Source organism: Pseudomonas phytophila, from assembly GCF_025643095.1.
Lineage (GTDB): Bacteria > Pseudomonadota > Gammaproteobacteria > Pseudomonadales > Pseudomonadaceae > Aquipseudomonas > Aquipseudomonas quasicaspiana.
Genome location: NZ_CP081201.1, coordinates 3443257 through 3462219, shown reverse-complemented (window position 1 = coordinate 3462219; position 18963 = coordinate 3443257). Strand labels below are relative to the sequence as shown.

Annotated in this window: 17 protein-coding genes and 1 pseudogene; 15 read left to right on the top strand and 3 right to left on the bottom strand. The window is 55.4% G+C overall.

Annotated features, from left to right (window positions below; all coding sequences use genetic code 11):
* Positions 1–189: 189 nt before the first annotated feature.
* The 8 genes from K3169_RS15730 (at position 190) to argE (ending at position 8117) form a co-directional block, all read left to right on the top strand.
* A complete protein-coding gene (locus K3169_RS15730) occupies positions 190–1710 on the top strand; it encodes an amino acid ABC transporter permease/ATP-binding protein (RefSeq protein WP_263267120.1) in 1521 nt (506 codons plus the stop codon).
* Between the two features lie 32 nt (positions 1711–1742).
* The gene (locus tag K3169_RS15725; RefSeq protein WP_099271341.1) at positions 1743–2615 is read left to right on the top strand and encodes a phytanoyl-CoA dioxygenase family protein; all 873 of its coding nucleotides are present in this window, start codon (positions 1743–1745) and stop codon (positions 2613–2615) included.
* A 49-nt stretch (positions 2616–2664) separates the two neighbouring features.
* Positions 2665–3498 (top strand): ABC transporter substrate-binding protein, encoded by an 834-nt coding sequence (locus K3169_RS15720; protein WP_099271342.1) that lies wholly within the window; start codon positions 2665–2667, stop codon positions 3496–3498.
* Positions 3499–3660: 162 nt separating this feature from the next.
* Complete coding sequence (locus K3169_RS15715) at positions 3661–4392, top strand: class II aldolase and adducin N-terminal domain-containing protein (RefSeq protein ID WP_255877816.1); 732 nt, start codon at positions 3661–3663, stop codon at positions 4390–4392.
* A 126-nt stretch (positions 4393–4518) separates the two neighbouring features.
* Positions 4519–5808, top strand: coding sequence for a flavin-containing monooxygenase (locus K3169_RS15710; RefSeq protein ID WP_263267119.1), 1290 nt, complete (start codon positions 4519–4521; stop codon positions 5806–5808).
* Positions 5809–5863: 55 nt separating this feature from the next.
* Entirely contained in the window at positions 5864–6280 is a 417-nt protein-coding gene (locus tag K3169_RS15705) for a RidA family protein (RefSeq protein ID WP_027900371.1), read from the top strand.
* Positions 6281–6291: 11 nt separating this feature from the next.
* Positions 6292–6969 carry a DUF1028 domain-containing protein gene (locus K3169_RS15700; RefSeq protein WP_263267118.1) on the top strand — a complete coding sequence of 226 codons (678 nt, stop codon included), beginning with the start codon at positions 6292–6294 and terminating at the stop codon, positions 6967–6969.
* Complete coding sequence (argE, locus tag K3169_RS15695; protein ID WP_263267117.1) at positions 6966–8117, top strand: acetylornithine deacetylase; 1152 nt, start codon at positions 6966–6968, stop codon at positions 8115–8117. The genes K3169_RS15700 and argE overlap by 4 nt, the downstream gene beginning before the upstream one ends.
* Before the next feature lie 21 nt (positions 8118–8138).
* On the opposite strand, the gene K3169_RS15690 is transcribed toward argE, so the two are convergent.
* Positions 8139–8582: a hypothetical protein gene (locus tag K3169_RS15690; RefSeq protein WP_231666683.1), complete on the bottom strand. Its 444-nt coding sequence runs from the start codon at positions 8580–8582 to the stop codon at positions 8139–8141.
* A 454-nt stretch (positions 8583–9036) separates the two neighbouring features.
* On the opposite strand from K3169_RS15690, the gene K3169_RS15685 reads away from it, so the two are divergent.
* Positions 9037–10662, top strand: coding sequence for a methyl-accepting chemotaxis protein (locus tag K3169_RS15685; protein ID WP_263267116.1), 1626 nt, complete (start codon positions 9037–9039; stop codon positions 10660–10662).
* Between the two features lie 225 nt (positions 10663–10887).
* On the opposite strand, the gene K3169_RS15680 is transcribed toward K3169_RS15685, so the two are convergent.
* The gene (locus K3169_RS15680) at positions 10888–11259 is read right to left on the bottom strand and encodes a winged helix-turn-helix transcriptional regulator (RefSeq protein ID WP_263267115.1); all 372 of its coding nucleotides are present in this window, start codon (positions 11257–11259) and stop codon (positions 10888–10890) included.
* A gap of 121 nt (positions 11260–11380) precedes the next feature.
* Between K3169_RS15680 and K3169_RS15675 the strand changes: the two genes are divergently transcribed.
* From K3169_RS15675 to K3169_RS15655, 5 genes are all read left to right on the top strand, one after another.
* Positions 11381–12130 (top strand): SDR family NAD(P)-dependent oxidoreductase, encoded by a 750-nt coding sequence (locus K3169_RS15675; RefSeq protein WP_263267114.1) that lies wholly within the window; start codon positions 11381–11383, stop codon positions 12128–12130.
* A gap of 251 nt (positions 12131–12381) precedes the next feature.
* A complete protein-coding gene (locus tag K3169_RS15670) occupies positions 12382–12543 on the top strand; it encodes a hypothetical protein (protein WP_161628588.1) in 162 nt (53 codons plus the stop codon).
* 108 nt (positions 12544–12651) lie between these two features.
* On the top strand, positions 12652–14055 hold the full coding sequence (locus tag K3169_RS15665) for an MFS transporter (protein WP_263267113.1): 1404 nt from the start codon (positions 12652–12654) through the stop codon (positions 14053–14055).
* Between the two features lie 545 nt (positions 14056–14600).
* Positions 14601–16586: a glycoside hydrolase family 3 protein gene (locus K3169_RS15660; protein WP_263267112.1), complete on the top strand. Its 1986-nt coding sequence runs from the start codon at positions 14601–14603 to the stop codon at positions 16584–16586.
* A gap of 182 nt (positions 16587–16768) precedes the next feature.
* Positions 16769–17173, top strand: a complete 405-nt coding sequence (locus K3169_RS15655) for a DUF2251 domain-containing protein (protein ID WP_263267111.1) — start codon at positions 16769–16771, stop codon at positions 17171–17173.
* Between the two features lie 6 nt (positions 17174–17179).
* Here K3169_RS15655 and K3169_RS15650 read toward each other — a convergent pair.
* A pseudogene (locus K3169_RS15650) lies at positions 17180–17310 on the bottom strand (monooxygenase); the annotation flags it as partial.
* Between the two features lie 238 nt (positions 17311–17548).
* Here K3169_RS15650 and sfnG point away from each other — a divergent pair.
* The gene (gene sfnG, locus K3169_RS15645) at positions 17549–18649 is read left to right on the top strand and encodes a dimethylsulfone monooxygenase SfnG (RefSeq protein ID WP_263267110.1); all 1101 of its coding nucleotides are present in this window, start codon (positions 17549–17551) and stop codon (positions 18647–18649) included.
* Positions 18650–18963 lie beyond the last annotated feature (314 nt).

Genomic DNA, 18963 nt, shown 5'->3' with positions numbered 1-18963 from the left:
CGGCTGCATTGGATATCTCATCCGCCTGGTCTGCTTAGGTTTTTCCTACGCTATGAGCCAAAACTTACTATTGGGTCGTTCGACAAAACTTCGCTCATGATGGCTTCAGAAGGGAGAGCGGGGCAGCGCTCAGTATTCAACTTGCGTTGGATATCACCCGCCACTGTTACTTAGCCGAGCGAGCCAACGATGACGTTTGACTGGAAATACATGTTCAGCCTGTTCAGCGATACCGAGTTCTGGATGGCAACGTGGACCGTCATACAGCTCAGTACATTGACCTGGCTGATCAGCATTGTTCTGGGCTTCGTCGTGGCGCTGGCCAAACAATCTTCCAACCCCCTGATCAACTTGCCTGCCCGTGGCTATATCTGGTTGTTTCGTAGCGTGCCTTTGCTGGTGCTACTGATATTTGTCTACAACCTGCCACAGGCACTGCCCGCCACATCCGCAGTGTTGGCCAACCCGTTCTGGGCGGGTCTGATTGCCCTGGTGCTGTGTGAAACCGCTTACGTCGCGGAAATTCATCGCGGCGGTCTGTTGTCGATTGCCAAAGGGCAAAGTGAAGCGGCAAGAGCATTGGGGTTGCGCTTTGTCGGTACGCAATGGCGGATTGTGATCCCGCAGGCGCTGCGGGTGGCTTTACCGTCGCTGACCAACGAATACATTTCAATTGTAAAACTCAGCTCGCTGGTGTCGGTGATCTCGCTGACCGAAATCCTGATGGTCGGGCAGCGCCTGTATTCACAGAACTTTCTGGTCATGGAAACCATGGCTGCAGTCGCGTTTTATTACGTGTTGATCGTTACCGTGTTCGACTTTTTGCTCAAGCGGCTGGAGCGATATCTGGATGTCACCCAGCGCAAAGTGGTGCGTGAGCCTGACGCTGAAATGCTCAAACTCGCCACTCAGGAGCGCGCCGTAATAGCCCGTCCTGCCTCCGATTTCATAGGCCCGGCACTTCAGGCCACGAAATTGCACAAGGCTTACAACGACATCGAAGTGCTGGGCGCTGTCAGCCTGCAAATTCATCCTGGCGAAGTGGTGTCTGTAATCGGGCCGTCCGGCTCGGGCAAGACCACTTTGATTCGTCTGCTCAACGGCCTTGAGCAAATCGATAACGGCGATATCAGGATCAACGGCCAGCCGTTCATTCACCTCGTCCGTCAGGGGGCGCAACCGCCGCGCTATGTCGAGCATACGGAGCATCGAATGAACATCGGCATGGTGTTCCAGAGCTTCAATCTGTTCCCGCACTTGACCGTTCTGAGTAACTTGCTGCTGGCGCCGCGTTACCACCGTCTCGCTTCAGAGCAGGAGCTCAAACAGCAGGCGTACGAGCTGCTGCACAAGGTCGGCATGCTAGAGCACGCCTGGAAATATCCGCATCAGTTGTCCGGCGGGCAACAGCAGCGCGTAGCGATTGCTCGTGCGTTGATGATGCGTCCGCAAATCATGCTGTTCGATGAGCCGACATCAGCCCTCGATCCGGAGAAGGTTAACGAGGTGCTACAGGTGATCGAAACACTGGCGAAAGAGGGCATCACCATGGTCATCGTGACCCATGAGATGAACTTCGCCTTCAAGGTCTCTGACCGAATCGTATTCATGGAGAAGGGCCGGGTGGTCTGCGATGACAGCCCGCAGGCACTGCGCGATGGACAGCACCCGCGAGTGGAAGCTTTTCTGAAAGATGTTTCGTTGGCTTGAAACCTTAACGCTTGTTTGCAGGGGAGAAGAACATGATCGAGCAATGGCAGATCGACCAGTTTCACGCGCAGGGTTTTCTGGTCGTGGAGGACGTGCTGGCAGCCGACGAAGTGGCGGCGCTGCAGCACGACTTCGACCAGTGGGTGGAAGACAGCCGCACTCAAAACTGCGCCTGGGGGCAGACGCTGGATGGTCGGCCGCGATTTGATATTGAAGGCGACCATCGCCCGGATCATCCGTCATTGCGCCGCGTGACCTCGCCAACGGAAATCTCAAAGGCTTACCAACAGGCTGCTTTTCAGTCGCGCATGGCAACTATTGCTGCGCAGTTGATCGGCGGCAACGGCACTCGCTTTCATCACAGCAAAATCAACTCAAAATTGCCGCACACCGCCACGCAGGTGAAGTGGCATCAGGATTTTCTGTTTACGCCGCACAGCAACGACGACCTGGTAACCGCGCTGCTGATGGTCAGTGAGGTGACACCCGAAAATGGCCCGCTGAATGTGGCACCGGGCAGCCATAAAGGCGAGCTTTGGTCGCATTGGCAGAACGGGCGTTTCACGGGTGCTGTGGAAGACGCAGTTGTTGAAGCGCACTGCCAGCAACCGGTGGCCTGTTATGGACCGTCGGGTTCGGTGTGCTTCATGCACACCCGCTTGCTGCACGCCTCAAGCCCGAATGAAACCGAGTTCCCGCGTACTTTATTCATCAGCGTATACGCCGCCGAAGATGCGTTGCCCTTCGGGGAAAACCCGCTGCCCAGCGAACACACCGGTTTGATGGTGGCGGGACATGAAAGCGGCCTGGTGCGCAGCACCGCGAACCAGATCCGTCTGCCGCAGAAACCCAAGGGTGCTTCGTTTTTTGTGCAGCAGGCCGGAAACGACATGGCTACTGCCTGAGACCTGAACAGCAATTGCCTGAACCTTACTGACTCCACGAGGAATACTTATGAAGCTATCCCGTCTGTTCGTTCGTCCCGCTGCGATGGTTGTATTAGGCGCTGCGGTTGCCATGGCCTCATCAATGGCCTCGGCTTTCCAGCAGCCAGGCAAGATCATTGCCGGTTCCGACATGACGTTCTATCCGTATGAGTACATGGACAAAAACCAGCCGGCAGGCTTCGACATCGAGTTCCTGGATGGCCTGGCGAAGGTCATGGGGATGAAGGCCGAGAATCTCGACACCCGTTTCCCGAATCTGATCGGTGGGCTGCAAGGCGGCCGGTTTGATATCACCAACTCGTCGATGTACATCACCGCTGAGCGCCTGAAAGTCATCGACATGATTCCTTACCTGAAAAGTGGAGAGTCGATTCTGGCGGTAAAGGGCAGCGCGTATCAGCCAAAGACCCCGGAAGACTTTTGTGGCCACAAGATCGGCTCCATGGCCGCGACGTCCTGGCTACAACAACTGCAGAAACTCTCTACGGATTACTGCGTGAAGAACGGCCTGCCGCCTATCGCGATCAGCGAATACGGGACTGATCCGCAAACGACCCAGGCCATGCTTGCACATGCGGTTGAAGCGCAGATCACTGACGCTGCTGTGGCGCGGGGCGTGGTTGAAAAGCTCGGTAACCGGGTGGTGATTTCATCCGAAACCCTGATCTATCCGGTGCTCAACGGCTTCGGCGTGAAGAAAGGCAACGATGTCGTCCGCAATGCGTTGATCGAAGGGCTCGAGAAGTACAGCAAGACGCCGGAATACAAGGCTTTGCTGGACAAGTACAAGTTCCAGGCACCGACGGCGGATGACATCGCGGCGCTGATGCCCAAGCCCTAAAAGCGTTTGTCGTTAAAAAAACACGGACCTGGTAGGAGCCAACTTGTTGGCGAGACGTCGGGCCTGCATAGCCTGATGATCCGCCTCGCCAACAAGTTGGCTCCTACCGGGGATGTATTTCAACCCGATGATTTATGCGTTGTAGGCAGGAGTATTTTAAACATGGCCCTTAACTTCGAGGAACAGACGCGTCTGGATCTGGCCGCGACCTTTCGCATCATTGCTCATCTGGGCATGCATGAGGCGGTGGCCAACCATTTCAGCGCGGCGATTTCAGCTGACGGAAAGCAGTTCCTGCTGAACCCGAAGTGGAAACATTTCTCGCGCTTGCGTGCCAGTGATCTGTTGCTGCTCGATGCTGATGATCAAGACGCCGTGCAACGACCGGATGTGGATGCAACGGCATGGTCCATCCATGGGCAAATGCACCAGCGTCTGCCTGAAGCACGGGTGGTTCTGCATCTGCACCCGGTCTACACAACAGCGGTGGCGTGCCTGGCTAAGCCGCATATTCCGGCGATTGATCAGAACACGGCGCGCTACTTCAACCGGGTTGCGATAGACGAGCTTTACGGCGGCATGGCTGACACCACTGCTGAAGGTGCTCGGCTGGTCGGCCTGCTGGACGGCAAAAGTCGCTTGTTGATGGGTAACCATGGCGTGATGGTGACCGCTCCAACGGTAGGTGAAGCATTCGACGATATCTGGACCCTGGAAAGGTCCTGCCAGATTCTGGTGACGGCCTGGTCCACGGGGCAGCCATTGAAGACGCTGCCGGACGATGTAGCTGAAAAAACAGCACGGGACTGGGAAAAGATCACTGATTTTTCGCAACAGCATTTCGAAGAAATGAAGTGGCTGATGCTTCAGGCGGACCCTTCACTGGCCGACTGATCCGAACACGTTACTGACTGTATACGCGTCTGAAGATGCCGTAGGGCTTGTTGCGCCTGCGCGCTGACATTTTCGTTATTTTTACTGCGTCAACCCGTCATAAAGGGCGTGTTGAAGGATGCCAGGATGACCGAACACATCACAGAAATTGACACGCTCGTCGTGGGTGCAGGGCAGGCCGGTGTTGCCATGAGTGAACACCTGAGCCGATTGGGCATTGCGCATCTTGTGCTGGAAAAACACCGGGTTGCCGAAGCGTGGCGCAGCGGTCGCTGGGATTCGCTGGTTGCCAATGGTCCGGCCTGGCATGACCGGTTTCCGGGTCTCGAATTCGATATGGACCCGGACGGGTTTGCCGGTAAAGAACAGGTCGCCGACTACTTCGAACGCTACGCGCGTAAATTCAATGCGCCGATCAAGACCGGTGTCGAGGTGAAGCGTGTGACCCGCAATGTCGAGCGAGCAGGCTTTACTGTGGAGACGAGTGCTGGCACCTACGTGGTCAATCACCTGGTGTCTGCGACCGGCCCGTTTCAGAAACCCGTCATTCCATCGATTGCGCCCAGGGATGACACGTTGCACCAGATCCACTCGGCGCAGTACTTCAACCCTCAGCAATTGCCTGACGGCGCGGTTCTGGTCGTTGGAGCCGGCTCGTCCGGTGTACAGATCGCCGATGAGTTGCAGCGCTCCGGCCGTCAGGTCTACTTGTCGGTCGGTCCTCATGATCGTCCGCCGCGAGCCTACCGTGGACGTGACTTCTGCTGGTGGCTTGGCGTTCTCGGGCTGTGGGACAGCGAGACCATGCAGCCAGGCAAAGAGCACGTGACCATTGCCGTCAGTGGCGCGCGAGGCGGCCATACCGTTGACTTCCGCCGCCTGGCGCAAGCAGGCATGACGCTGGTCGGCCTGACTGAAAGCTTTGCCGATGGCAAGGTACGTTTCCAGAATGACCTCGTCGAAAATCTCGACCTCGGTGACGAGAACTACCTGTCACTACTCGATGCCGCCGATGCGTATGCCCATCGAAATGGTCTGGATTTACCGCTGGAGCCAGCGGCGCGCGAACGTGTGGCGGACGCCGCCTGTATCACTGATCCGTTGCGTGAACTGGACCTGACTGCAGCCGGTGTCCGTTCCATCATCTGGGCCACGGGTTATTCCCAGGACTACAGCTGGTTGCAGGTCGATGCTTTCGACGCCAAGGGCAAGCCAATACATCAGCGTGGGGTGTCCAGAGAGCAAGGTTTGTATTTCGTCGGTCTGCCGTGGCTTTCGCGACGCGGTTCGGCCTTCATCTGGGGTGTGTGGCATGACGCCAAACATGTCGCTGATCAGATCGCCACCCAGCACAAGTACCGGTCGTATGACCAGGGCAAGCGCGCAGCCCCAGCAGTCAGGTTGCGCAACGTTTAAACGTTGATCGTCTTTGATTGGGCGTAACTCGCCCCAGTGTTCACAGGAGATTTACATGGCTACCCCGACCCACACCCGTATTCGCATGTTCAATACCAAAGACACTTACCCGAACCAGAGTCTGGACAACGACCTGTGCCAGGCAGTGCGTGCCGGTAATACCGTTTACGTACGGGGTCAGGTCGGCACCGACTTCGATGGCAATCTGGTCGGCCTCGGTGATCCCGGCGCTCAAGCGCATCAGGCCATGAAGAACGTCAAACAACTGCTGGAGGAGGCGGGCAGCGATTTGTCGCACATCGTCAAGACCACCACCTACATCATCGACCCGCGTTATCGCGAGCCGGTTTATCACGAAGTGGGCAAGTGGCTAAAAGGGGTATTCCCTATTTCCACGGGGCTGGTGGTCTCTGCTTTGGGTCAGCCGCAGTGGCTGATGGAAATCGACGTGATCGCCGTCATTCCCGATTAAGGACTTTCGTCATGACATTTTCCATTGCTGCACGTTGCGCCAAAACCGGTCAGTTGGGCATCGCCATCAGTTCCTCAAGCATCGCCGTGGGTGCACGTTGCCCCTGGCTGCGAGCCGGAGTGGGGGCGGTGTCTTCGCAAAACATCACGCTGCCAGCCCTTGGCCCGCAAGCACTGGACCTGATAGAGCAGGGCGCGTCACCCGCACAGGCGCTTGAACAGCTGTGGGCGGATCAAACGTTCAGTGAGTACCGGCAGATCACTGCGATTGATCACCTAGGACGCGTCGCGCATTTCAGCGGCAGCAAAACCCTTGGAATTCACAATGCCGTCAGCGGGGAACAGTGCGTCGCGGCCGGCAACATGCTGGCTAACCCTGAAGTGATCAACGCGATGGTCAAGGCTTTTGAGCTGGCTTCAGGGCACCTCGCCGAGCGTTTGCTGCAAGCCATGCAAGCAGGTCATGCGGCGGGCGGAGAAGCCGGGCCTGTGCATTCGGCAGCACTGAAAGTGGTGGCCGATCTGCCTTGGCCGATTGTTGATTTGCGAGTGGATTGGGCTGAGCACGACCCGATCAACGTGCTGGATGGTTTGTGGCAAGCCTATCAGCCACAGATGCAGGATTATCTCGACCGCGCGCTGAACCCCGCCGGAGCGCCAGGCTATGGCGTACCGGGAGATGACCGATGAGCGCCAGCCGCGAGCTGTTGGCTCGTCTGGTTGCGTTCGACACCACCAGCCGCGAGTCGAATCTGGCGCTAATCGAATTTGTGCGTGAATACCTCGATGGCCATGGCGTTTCCTGCGAGCTGATCTACAACGCGCAAAAGACCAAGGCCAATCTCTTCGCGACGATTGGCCCGGCTGACGTGCCCGGCATCGTCTTGTCGGGTCATACGGATGTAGTTCCGGTAGACGGCCAGTCCTGGACTTTTCCGCCGTTCGAGCTGAGTGAGAAGGAGGGGAGGTTATACGGCCGTGGTACTGCCGACATGAAAGGCTACATAGCCTGTGTCATGGCGCTGGTTCCGGAGTTGACCCGGAACACATTGCGTATGCCGGTGCACATTGCGCTTTCCTACGATGAGGAAGTTGGCTGTCTGGGCGTCCGCTCGCTGCTGGAAGTGCTGGGTTCAAAGCCGGTTAAACCGTTGCTCTGTGTGATCGGTGAGCCCACGGAGCTGAAACCGGTGCTCGGGCACAAAGGCAAAGTAGCCATGCGTTGTGATGTGCACGGCCTGGCTTGCCATTCGGCTCACGCGCCCAGTGGCGTCAACGCCATTGAGTACGCTGCGCAGTTGATCAACGAGCTGGGAAGGCTCGGGAAAGCGTTGCAGGCCGAAGAACGGCAGGACGCGCGCTTTGATCCGCCGTTCTCGACCGTGCAGGTTGGGGTAATCGGCGGTGGCGTAGCGTTAAACATTGTTCCTGAACATTGTCGCTTTGACTTTGAAGTGCGCTCGCTTCCTGTAGAAGACCCGCACCACGTCATCTCTGCATTGCACGCTTACGCACAAAATGAGTTGCTGCCTGCAATGCGGGCTGTCAGCGGGCAAAGCGACATTCGCCTTACCGAGCTGTCGAGTTACCCAGGACTGGATATCTCGATGCAAAGCCAGGCCGCAGAGTTGATCGCGGAGTTTTGCGGCTCACGATCATTCGGCACGGTGGCTTTTGGCACTGAGGGCGGATTGTTCGATCAGTCAGGAATCCCGGCCGTAGTCTGCGGCCCCGGCAGCATGGCGCAAGGGCACAAACCGGATGAATTCATCAGTATCGAGCAACTGGATGCATGTGACCGGATGCTGGGGCAGGTGTTGGCGTTTGTTCGGCACTGACCTCGTAAAAAAAGGGTGCGGTCACGGCATTGGACACCACGGATCATCCCCGTTGGCGCTTTCCACAATCTTCGGGGAACTGCGCCCAAACCCCCAGCCAGACGCTACGACGGTCAGGGTCGTTTTGCAGGCGAGGTTCTTTTCCGAGACGATGACGTTCATGTAGTACTGGTTTCCATAGATGGTCGGTGCCCAAAGCAACATCTCGCTCCGTTGTGCATTGCTGTCCACTTTCAGTTGCATGGCCTGGACTATCGTTCCACCCGTTGCGACTTCGATCACACGCGGGTGATAGCATTTATTCAAATAGCGTTGTACCCGCTCTTCAACCAGAACCCGCTCCTGCGTCAGGCAATATTCCGGGCTGGCTGTACCCTTGCTCAGCAATTCTTCTTTGGTATACGGATGCAGCGAGCAACCGCTGAGTAACAGAAGAAGGACGCCTGCTATGAGCCTTTGGTGCATCGGTGAAGCTCCTGTAATGGATGACTGAATGTTTTATATCGGCCCTTGGTGCCGATACTTCAACGTCTTTGAGCGGGCGGACTCGCCATGATGGTTTCAGCAAGCTTGCTTGTCGCGTGCGTGATATGCACTAGCGATGCACTAACGACTTACCAGTTATGCACTAGCTATGCACCAGTTTTTTTTAGTGTTCACCCGTTAGTAGTACCGCAGCACATAACTACAAATATGGAGTGCACTCGTGTAACGCTGGTAGTGCCTGCATTAGACAGGCTATTGGCGTCAAAAAATAAATTTTAAATTCTTCTCAACTAATACGAAATCACCGCCGATAGACGTAACAAGGTGTGTAAGGGCTACGACGTTCGCCCCTGCGTTATGAAACCGGGCAGGTCGACTCGTAATGGTTAGAGCATGGAGCGCTATTGCTGTTTACTCCAATGAGAATAGGTCCATGACTATAAGAAATATGAATATCGCTCCGCGTGCGTTTCTTGGCTTCGCGTTTATTGCGCTGCTGGTTATTGCGTTGGGCTTTTTCGCGCTGAACCGCATGAGCTTGATTCGCCAGGCCACGGTCGATATGGAAACCAATACCCTGCCTAGCATTTCGCTGATAGGCAATATCAACGAGTACGCGCTACGCCTGAGGATTTTTTCCCTGCGTATGCTGGTTAACCGCGAACCTGAAATGATTCAGGAAAGCGACCAACGTGTCGCTGAAATTATTACCCAATTGCAGGCTGCCAAGTCCGCTTACATTGCGCTGCCCGCAGAAGCCGATGAAAGAGCAATCTACCAACAGTTTGATGGGACACTGACTCAGTACATAAGCTTGCTGAATCAAGCAGCGCAACTGTCGCGTGACAATAAGGTTGAAGAAACTCGTGCGATGATCAACACCAGCATGAGACAAACTTCTGACTTGATGACCAAGCAACTCAAAGACCTGGTGGATATAAACAGAGCGGGGGCGGTTGCTGGCTCTAAAGTAGCCGGGCAGCAATACGATGGTGCAACGGTCGCCATTATTGCTGTGGCAGTTATTGCGTCATTGATGACAGTGTTACTCGCCTGGTTATTGACGCGCAGTATTGTGGCGCCATTGTCCAGAGCCGTGAACGCTGCTCAGGAAATTGCTGCGGGCAACCTGACCAAACATATCGAAGTGGATGGCAAGGACGAACCGGCACGTTTGCTTGAAGCGCTGGTGATCATGCAGCAGAACCTGCGTAAAACCATCGAGATGATCTCAGGATCGGCTACGCAGTTGGCATCAGCAGCCGAAGAGTTGAGCGCTGTGACCGAGGAGTCATCGCGTGGTTTGCAGCAACAGAACGACGAAATCGAACAGGCCGCGACTGCCGTGAACGAAATGACAGCGGCGGTGGAAGAGGTGGCCCGCAATGCGGTTTCCACATCTCAGGCTTCTGAGCAGTCCACTGATACCGCACGTCAGGGGCGCGATAAAGTTGTTCAGACCGTGCAGGCGATTCAGGCCATGACTCAGGACGTGCAGACCACCTCGACACTGGTCGAAGGCCTGGCGGAGCAAGGTCGGGATATTGGCAAGGTACTGGACGTTATCCGTTCGATCGCCGAGCAAACCAACCTGCTGGCACTGAACGCGGCCATCGAGGCTGCAAGGGCTGGCGAAGCAGGTCGTGGTTTTGCGGTAGTGGCTGATGAGGTAAGGGCATTGGCGCATCGCACCGCGCAATCAACACGAGAGATTGAACAAATGGTCGCCGGCATTCAAAGCGGAACCGGTAACGCAGTGCAGTCGATGGCATTAAACACCAGTCGCACGCAAACCACTCTGGACCTGGCCCGCGCTGCCGGAGAAGCGCTGGAACAGATCACTGAAGCAATTTCGCAAATCAATGAGCGCAACCTGGTGATCGCCAGCGCCTCGGAAGAGCAGGCTCAGGTGTCACGCGAGGTGGATCGAAATCTGGTGAATATCCGTGATCTGGCCACTCAATCGGCTGCGGGTGCTAATCAAACCAGCGCGGCGAGTCATGAACTATCGCGATTGGCGGTTGACCTGAACGGGATGGTGGCGCGTTTTGTGATTTGATATGAGGCTGTCCACTGTCACTGCGCTGTCGCGACGCTTAAACGAAATGTAAATTACTGAATTGGGATGCTTTTCGGCAGGAGGCAAAGGCGACTAGGCTGAGCCTCCGCGTTGTCGGGGTAGGAGCGAACTTGTTCGCGAGGCGACGCGCCTGAGTAGTCGCGTTAGCCTTCTCGCTAACAAGTTGCCTCCTACCTTCAAAGGCGACACGTCTGGACCACCGCTTTACCGAGGGTTTATCGGACGGGCGAGGGTGGACGTGCGCCGCTCGCTGATGCGCTCTACGGTCTGCATATGTTCCGTACCCCACACGCATAGCGCACCCAGCGCTGTCGCCAGGGACTGTCCGAAAGGTGTCAGGGAATACTCAACCTTTGGCGGTATTTCCTGAAAATCCATGCGCGAAACGATTTCATCGCGCTCCAGTTCCTTGAGTTGCTGGATCAATACCTTGTCGGTCACACCGCCAATCGCACGTTTCAGTTCCCCGTAGCGGTGAACATTGCGCGTCAGGTTATAGAGAATCAGTGGCTTCCATTTGCCGCCAAGCACCGCCAGCGCAGCTTCGAGCCCACATTTAAAGGTGTTGTCTGCCATGATCGGGCCGCTCCGTCCTTTGCTCAAGGATGCTGACTAAAAGGTACTTACTAAAAGGTGCATACTATTCAACTTGATAGCGCGGATCTACAGTTGTGCCTCATATTTCGAGGACATCAACATGAGCAGGCTCAACGGAAAGATCGCAGTCATCACTGGCGGCAATAGCGGCATCGGCCTCGCCAGCGCCATACGCTTTGCGGCAGAGGGGGCGCAGGTCATCATCGTCGGTCGTCGGCAAGAGCAATTGAACGCCGCATTGCAACAGATTGGGCATGACGCGATAGCGATCCAGGCTGACATTTCGAGTCTGGACGACCTGGACCGCGTTTACGCCGAGGTCAAAGCCACCAAAGGCCGGATTGACGTGCTGTTCGCAAACGCCGGGCTGGGCGATTTCCAGCCGCTCGGGGCGATCACCGAAGAATCCTTCGATCGCACTTTTGGCACTAACGTCAAAGGGACGCTGTTCACTGTGCAGAAGGCGCTGCCACTGATGAGCACAGGCGGTTCGGTCATCCTCACCGGTTCGACAACAGGGACCATGGGCACACCGGCATTCAGCGTTTACAGCGCGACCAAAGCTGCGCTACGTAATTTCGCCAGAAGCTGGGCGCTGGACCTGAAAGGTACGGGCATTCGCGTCAACGTCATTTCGCCGGGGCCGATTTCCACCCCAGGGCTCGACCTGGCCCTTGCACCCACTGGCCAGGCAGAGGCCATTGTTGACGGCATGGTTGCCCAGTTGCCGGTGGGCCGTATCGGGCAGCCCGAAGACGTTGCGGCAGCGGCCTTGTTCCTGGCGTCGGACGAAAGCAGCTTCATGACGGGAAGCGAGATGTTTGTTGATGGTGGGTTTGCACAGGTTTGAGGTGAAGAGGAGGGCGATCGAATCTGGCTGGATGTTGGCTTTGCGAGTCAATGCGGCGCTGACTGACGATCCAGGGTTTTTGTGTCAACCAGCCAGATAATTCCCCGTGCGCAGGGTGCTTTTCGAGTCTCGCTGTATGCGCGATGTACCGATGGTCATGCACTCGATAAAAAAATACATTTCTGAATGTTTCGGATTGACATCGAGGTGCCACCCTCGATATAAAGCAGATGTTGTACGACGACAGACGAATGTCGTCGGCCAAAGCTAAAAATAAAAACAGAGTGTCGTCCATCATGAATCCAGATCGCTTGAATATCTCGCTGATTGCCGTCGTTGCCGGCTCAGGTTTTAGTGCGCACCTGCAGGCGCAATCAAGCCCGTCGCTGCTCAACTTTCCGAACACCCGATAACTTCAGCTTTACATTCAACTCCAGCCATCGGGCATGGAGGGCGTACACCTGCGCTCTCGAAATGTTGTCGAGAGAACCATCCGCATAATCCAATAATAAAGTGATGCTATGAACGTTAATGAAGCGGTCCACGTGCAAAGCGTTAGCCACGCCATAGGCAAATATCGGTGGACGATCTGTGCACTGCTGTTCTTTGCGACCACGGTCAATTACCTGGATCGGCAGGTACTTAGCCTGTTGGCTCCAAGCCTCTCAACCCAATTCGGCTGGAGCAATACCGACTACGCCAACATCGCCTCGGTCTTTCAGTTCGTTTATGCGATTTCCATGCTTTTCGCGGGTCGTTTCGTCGACAAGATCGGCACCAAGGCTGCCTTCATGGTCGCCATTGGGGTGTGGTCGACGGGTGCAGTCATGCATGCCTTTGCAGTACCGCTGGGAGAGGGAATCGCCTCAATATCCAGTGCGCTAGGCTTCGCAGTTATTCCGGTATCCATCGCAGGGTTCATGCTGGCACGCGCAGTACTGGCAATCGGCGAGTCGGGTAACTTCCCTATTGCGATCAAGGCCACAGCTGAATACTTCCCGAAAAAAGAGCGTTCCTTCGCAACGGGGATTTTCAACTCGGGTGCCAATGTGGGCGCAATTCTGGCACCGATTTCTGTTCCACTGATCGCTGCTGCCTGGGGCTGGGAATCAGCATTCATCGTGATTGGGATGCTGGGTTTCATCTGGCTCGGCGCGTGGATTTTCGTGTATGAAAAACCGGAGAAGCAGACTCGGCTCACGCCGGAAGAATTGGCGTATATACGCGCCGATGAGGCTGTATCGGTAAACACTGCCGACGCCTCGGTCGCAGGAGGCAAGAAAGTATCGTGGTTCAAATTGCTGACCTACCGCCAGACCTGGGCGTTTGCGTTCGGCAAGTTCATGACTGATGGCGTGTGGTGGTTCTTCCTGTTCTGGTTGCCGACTTATCTCGGCGCACAGTACGGCATGAAGGGTCAGGCAATTGTATTGCCGCTGGCCGTGCTCTACAGCATGACCATGGTGGGCAGTATTGGAGGAGGGTGGTTCCCAAGCTATTTCATGTCCCGCGGCGACAAACCGTACGACGGCCGCATGAAAGCCATGTTCGTCATCGCGCTTTTCCCGTTGCTCGTGTTACTCGCTCAGCCGCTGGGCTATATCAGCTTCTGGATACCCGTGTTGCTCATCGGTATCGGGGCATCGGCGCATCAGGCCTGGTCGTGCAATATCTTCACGACGGTATCCGACATGTTCCCTCAGAAATCCATAGCGTCGGTGGTTGGTATCGGTGGCATGGCGGGCGGATTAGGCGGCGTCGTCATGACCAAGATCGGTGGATGGGTTTTTGATTACTACAAAACCATCAACGATATCCACACCGGCTACATGATCATGTTTTCCATCTGTGCGCTTGCATACCTAGTGGCGTGGTGCGTGATGAAGGCATTGGTGCCGCGACATAAGGAAATTACGGATCTGTAAGCAGCGCGCAGGAGAAATTTACAATTTGGCGAGCTTCGGCTCAGCCCTTGATTAATGCCTAAAGCATCAGTGCGCCTGCCTTGCCCTCAAGGCGCACTGATGGGCGGTAACCCGCTTCTGTCAGCATCAATAACGTCGACCGACGATTCGAGTTAAATCTTCCTCTTTGACAGCCATGTCTGTTTCTCCTGAATAACGCCCAACGTATGCACCTCCTTGGAGCAATGCGCTGCTTAGTGGTGCATTTTATTAGCGTATACGCTTTATTAGGGAGGTATTTTGTCAAAATCGGGGGCGGTTTTAGCAAAGTGCGAGCCATGTTTTTTATTCAGATTTACGGCCATTTAACTCGTATATACGCAGGTATAGTCGGGCTCATAAAATTTCAGGAAATATTCCATCAGGGTCTTCCCATCGAAAATAAATAGTGCATACACTGTAATTGAATTCCGAATTCGCGTTTGTAGATCGTCCGCCGAGTGTCTCCAGTGGCAGCGCTATCGCTGGTGCGCTCTGATAACTAACGCCCAAAAACGGTCACTTACATGAAAAAATCTATCTCCGGAACAGCTGCGGTCGTTGTCGCTTCTTGCTGCATAAGCGCCTGCAGCAACAGCACTACGACTGCGCCACACGTCAACCAGCCCGCACTCAAAACTGTTTCCAGTCCGCTGCTACATAAAGACGGCCAGACCTTCAAAGACCTTGATCACAATGGTCAGCTGGACGCTTATGAAGACTGGCGCCTGACACCCGAAGCACGCACCAGGGACCTGGTAAAACGCATGACTGTGGAAGAAAAGATCGGTCTGATGATGCACAGCACCGCTCCCTACGTAGCGACAGGTACCGACGCCGGTTACAACCTTGCAAAGCTGTCACCCCTGATTGCTGACAAGCACATCAACCATTTCATCTCGCGTCTCAGCATCACCCCGGTGGAGATGGTCAACAGCTACAACCAGTTGCAGGGCCTGGCAGAGAAAACCCGCCTTGGAATTCCCATCAGCTTCAGCACCGATCCGCGCAATCACTTCCAGTACACCCTGGGCGCGAGCGTAAGCTCCGGTAGCTTTTCCCAGTGGCCAGAGACGCTAGGGCTAGCTGCGACAGGCGACGAAAAACTGGTGCAACGATTCGGCGACATTGCACGTCAGGAATACCGTGCCATGGGCATTCAGATTGCGCTGTCGCCACAGGCAGACCTGGCCACGGAGCCACGCTGGTCACGTATCAACGGCACCTTTGGTGAGGACGTCGACCTGGTCAGCAAGATGACCGCGGCTTACATCGTCGGCTTCCAGCACGGAACCCAGGGGTTGCAATCGGATGGCGTCGCGGCAACCGTCAAGCACTGGGCTGGTTATGGCGCGGCAAACAAAGGCTTTGATGCAATGAACGCCTATGGCCGAGATCTGGCCTACAGCGCTGAGGACTTCAAGACGCAATTGAGCCCGTTCAAGGCGGCATTTGCTGTCAACGCTGCCGAGATTATTCCTACCTACGGCGTGCCGCCTGACGGGGTTGACGTCAATGGCAAGCCTTTGGAGCGTGTCGGGGCAAGTTTCAGCAAGCAAATGCTCACCGAGTTGCTGCGTAACGAATACGGTTTCAAAGGCATCATCCTCACCGATTGGCTGATCACCAACAGCTGCACAGACGAATGCCTGACCGGGAGTAAGCCAGGTGAAGATCCAAACAAGGCATATCCCAAATACGGAATGCCATGGGGCGTTGAGGGGCTGACTGAAAAACAACGTTTCGTCAAGGCGGTGGACGCGGGTGTTGACCAGTTTGGCGGCACATTCAATACCGAGCCTCTCATTGAGGCAGTGAAGGAGGGCGCTCTTACCCTGGCCCGGATAGACGAGTCAGTAACGCGATTGCTACTGCAGAAATTCCAGCTGGGCCTGTTCGAAACGCCTTATGCGGACGCCGCAGAAGCCGAGCGTATTGTCGGCAATCCGCAATTCAAGGACGAAGGACTAGAGGCACAACGTCGTTCGTTGGTCATGCTGCAGAACAAGCAAAACGTGCTTCCGCTCAAGCCTGGCGCCAAGGTCTATCTGGTCGGAGTTTCGAATACTCAGGCTCAGCAGCACGGCTTGACCGTGGTATCCGCTCCGGAAGACGCCGATGTGGCGCTGGTACGCATGAGCGCGCCGTTCGAGACCCATGCGACCTATGCGTTTGGATCGGGGTTGCACGAAGGCGATCTGGACTTCAAACAGGATAACGCCGAGTACAAAGAGTTGTTGAAGATCAGTGCGAAAGTGCCGGTCATCACGACAGTTTACCTGGACCGACCAGCCATCCTGAGTAACGTCGCAAAAGCCAGCCAGGCGCTCGTTGCAAACTTTGGAGTGAGCGACCAAGCACTGCTTGATGTATTGACCGGCAAGCACTCGCCAGAAGGCAGGCTGCCATTCGAGTTACCGTCGTCAATGGCATCTGTCGAGGCACAGCAATCAGGCAAGGCCGCCGACAGCAAATTACCTTTGTATCCTGTGCATTTCGGTTTGAAGTATTAAGCAGTTGCGCTGTGACAATGTGGGCTGTGTTCGTGTGAGGGAAAACCGGCTGACGGTCTATGGCTTCTGGTGCGAAGCTGTGGGCCATAAGCCGGTTGATTCGCGGATATGGCAATTAATTTATGCTGCGGTTGTCTGTAACCTACAGCATTTAATAGCCAAAAAGGTCGGGGATTGCCAGGATGCCAATTTATCTAGCTGCTGAAAATGAACTCAAAGTCGGCCAGGCTCTGGTGCTGGAGGCTCCCGCAGCAGATGGCTCTTTCGTCGTGGTTTTTGAAGATGATGGTGACACAGGTTATTTCTATGCCCTGGATACTTCGGCTGTCGATAACCCGATTCGCGATGCGATGCATATATACAACGTCGCTGATGTTTCTGACCGCGACAAGCCATCGGTTGTCAAAATCGGCTGGTCGATCGATCACAGCAAGGCGGTACTCCTGATTAATGATTATCCCCATGCAGTGTTTGATTTCGCTGCCAGGCAGGGATACTGCAGATCAGGCTTTCCACCGCAGACGGGCAATGACTGGTCCGAGAGCGGGCATGAATGGGATGAGAGCGTCCTTGATCTGTTTGCTTAAGAAAATCTCACTTAGCCAGGCAGTCGGCTTGTAGGGCAGGGTGCGGGCTATCTCGCGCCCGCATTACCCGCGCTTATCTCACGAAAAATCGGCCGAAAGCTCTTGGCCAGGGTTTCGTAATCGGTTCCAGGGGACAGTGGGTTTGCGGCTGTGTATTGATTTCAATAGACCTTTTCGGGAGGCCCGAAATGCATCTGTTGCCTGACAGACAGTTGCTCAACAGCTTGTCAGCAAACAGTACAGCGCGATGTTTTGTGAGTTATACGTAAGTGCTTGATCTTGATTGACTTATGGCAATGGCACGTTTGCTGCTCCGGTGAAGAAAGTCGATCCCGGATGCAATGACGTTCGGGGTTTCCAACCGAGGAGTTCTCCATGAGTCAGCAGCCCATCAAATTTGCTTACTGGGTGCCCAATGTCAGCGGCGGCCTTGTCGTCAGCAAAATCGAACAGCGCACCAACTGGACCATTGATTACAACCGTAAACTGGCGCAAATTGCCGAGCAATCCGGTTTCGAGTACGCCTTGACCCAGATCCGCTTCACTGCAGGTTACGGTGCCGAGTTCCAGCATGAGTCAGTCGCTTTCAGCCATGCGCTGCTGGCTGCCACTGAAAAGCTGAAGGTCATTGCAGCGATCTTGCCAGGGCCGTGGAATCCTGTGCTGGCCGCCAAGCAACTGGCGACCATCGATCAGCTCACGGCCGGTCGGGTGGCAGTTAACATTGTCAGCGGCTGGTTCAAGGGTGAGTTCACGGCTATCGGCGAGCACTGGCTGGAGCACGACGAGCGCTATCGCCGCTCCGAGGAATTCATTCGCGCCCTCAAGGGCATCTGGACCACTGACAACTTCACCTTCAGGGGCGATTTCTATCGCTTTCATGATTACAACCTCAAGCCCAAGCCTATCCAGCAGCCTCATCCGGAAATCTTTCAGGGCGGCAGTTCACGCGCCGCGCGGGACATGGCGGCGCGGGTCTCCGATTGGTATTTCACCAACGGTAATACCGTGGAAGGAATCAGGGCTCAGGTCGATGACATTCGTGCCAAGGCGGCGCAAAACGGGCATTCAGTGAAGGTCGGCGTCAACGCTTTCATCATTGCACGTGACAGCGAAGAAGAGGCGCGCGCGGTTTTGGCCGAGATTATCGACAAGGCTGACCCGGAAGCGGTCAATGCGTTTGGTGATGCAGCCAGACAGGCCGGCAAGGCCAGCCCCGAAGGTGAGGGTAACTGGGCCAAATCGACCTTTCAGGACCTGGTGCAATACAACGACGGTTTCAAGACCAACCTGATCGGTACGCCGCAGCAGATAGCCGAGCGCATCGTGGAGCTGAAGTCAGTGGGTGTGGATTTGGTGCTGTCGGCATTCCTGCATTTCCAGGAGGAAGTCTCTTACTTCGGCGAGCGCGTGTTGCCGTTGGTCCGCGAACTGGAAGCTTCCAGGCAGGAACAGGGTGCAAGCGTCCCCGCATGATGCTGCCGGCTGCTGTGGACTTTGAGATTTACGGCAGCTGTTGGTGGCGCCACAGATGTTCACGGTTTGCGATCTCTATCCAGGTAGCTCCAACGGGTGTTGTCATGATCTGAGCTAGAAGCTTCGCGCTTGCGGCGCGGTCACGTTTCCTTTGAGCTTTATCAAAGCTCCAGATAATCAGTGCTATTTCTCCGTCAACTGGTGAGACAATTTTGTCGGGCGGCATTCAAGCATGCAGTGGCAAGCATCTCCAAGCTGAAAGCAGGAGACGCTGCTAGTAGGCTCTAAATCTGTCCAGTAACGACCCTCAAGGG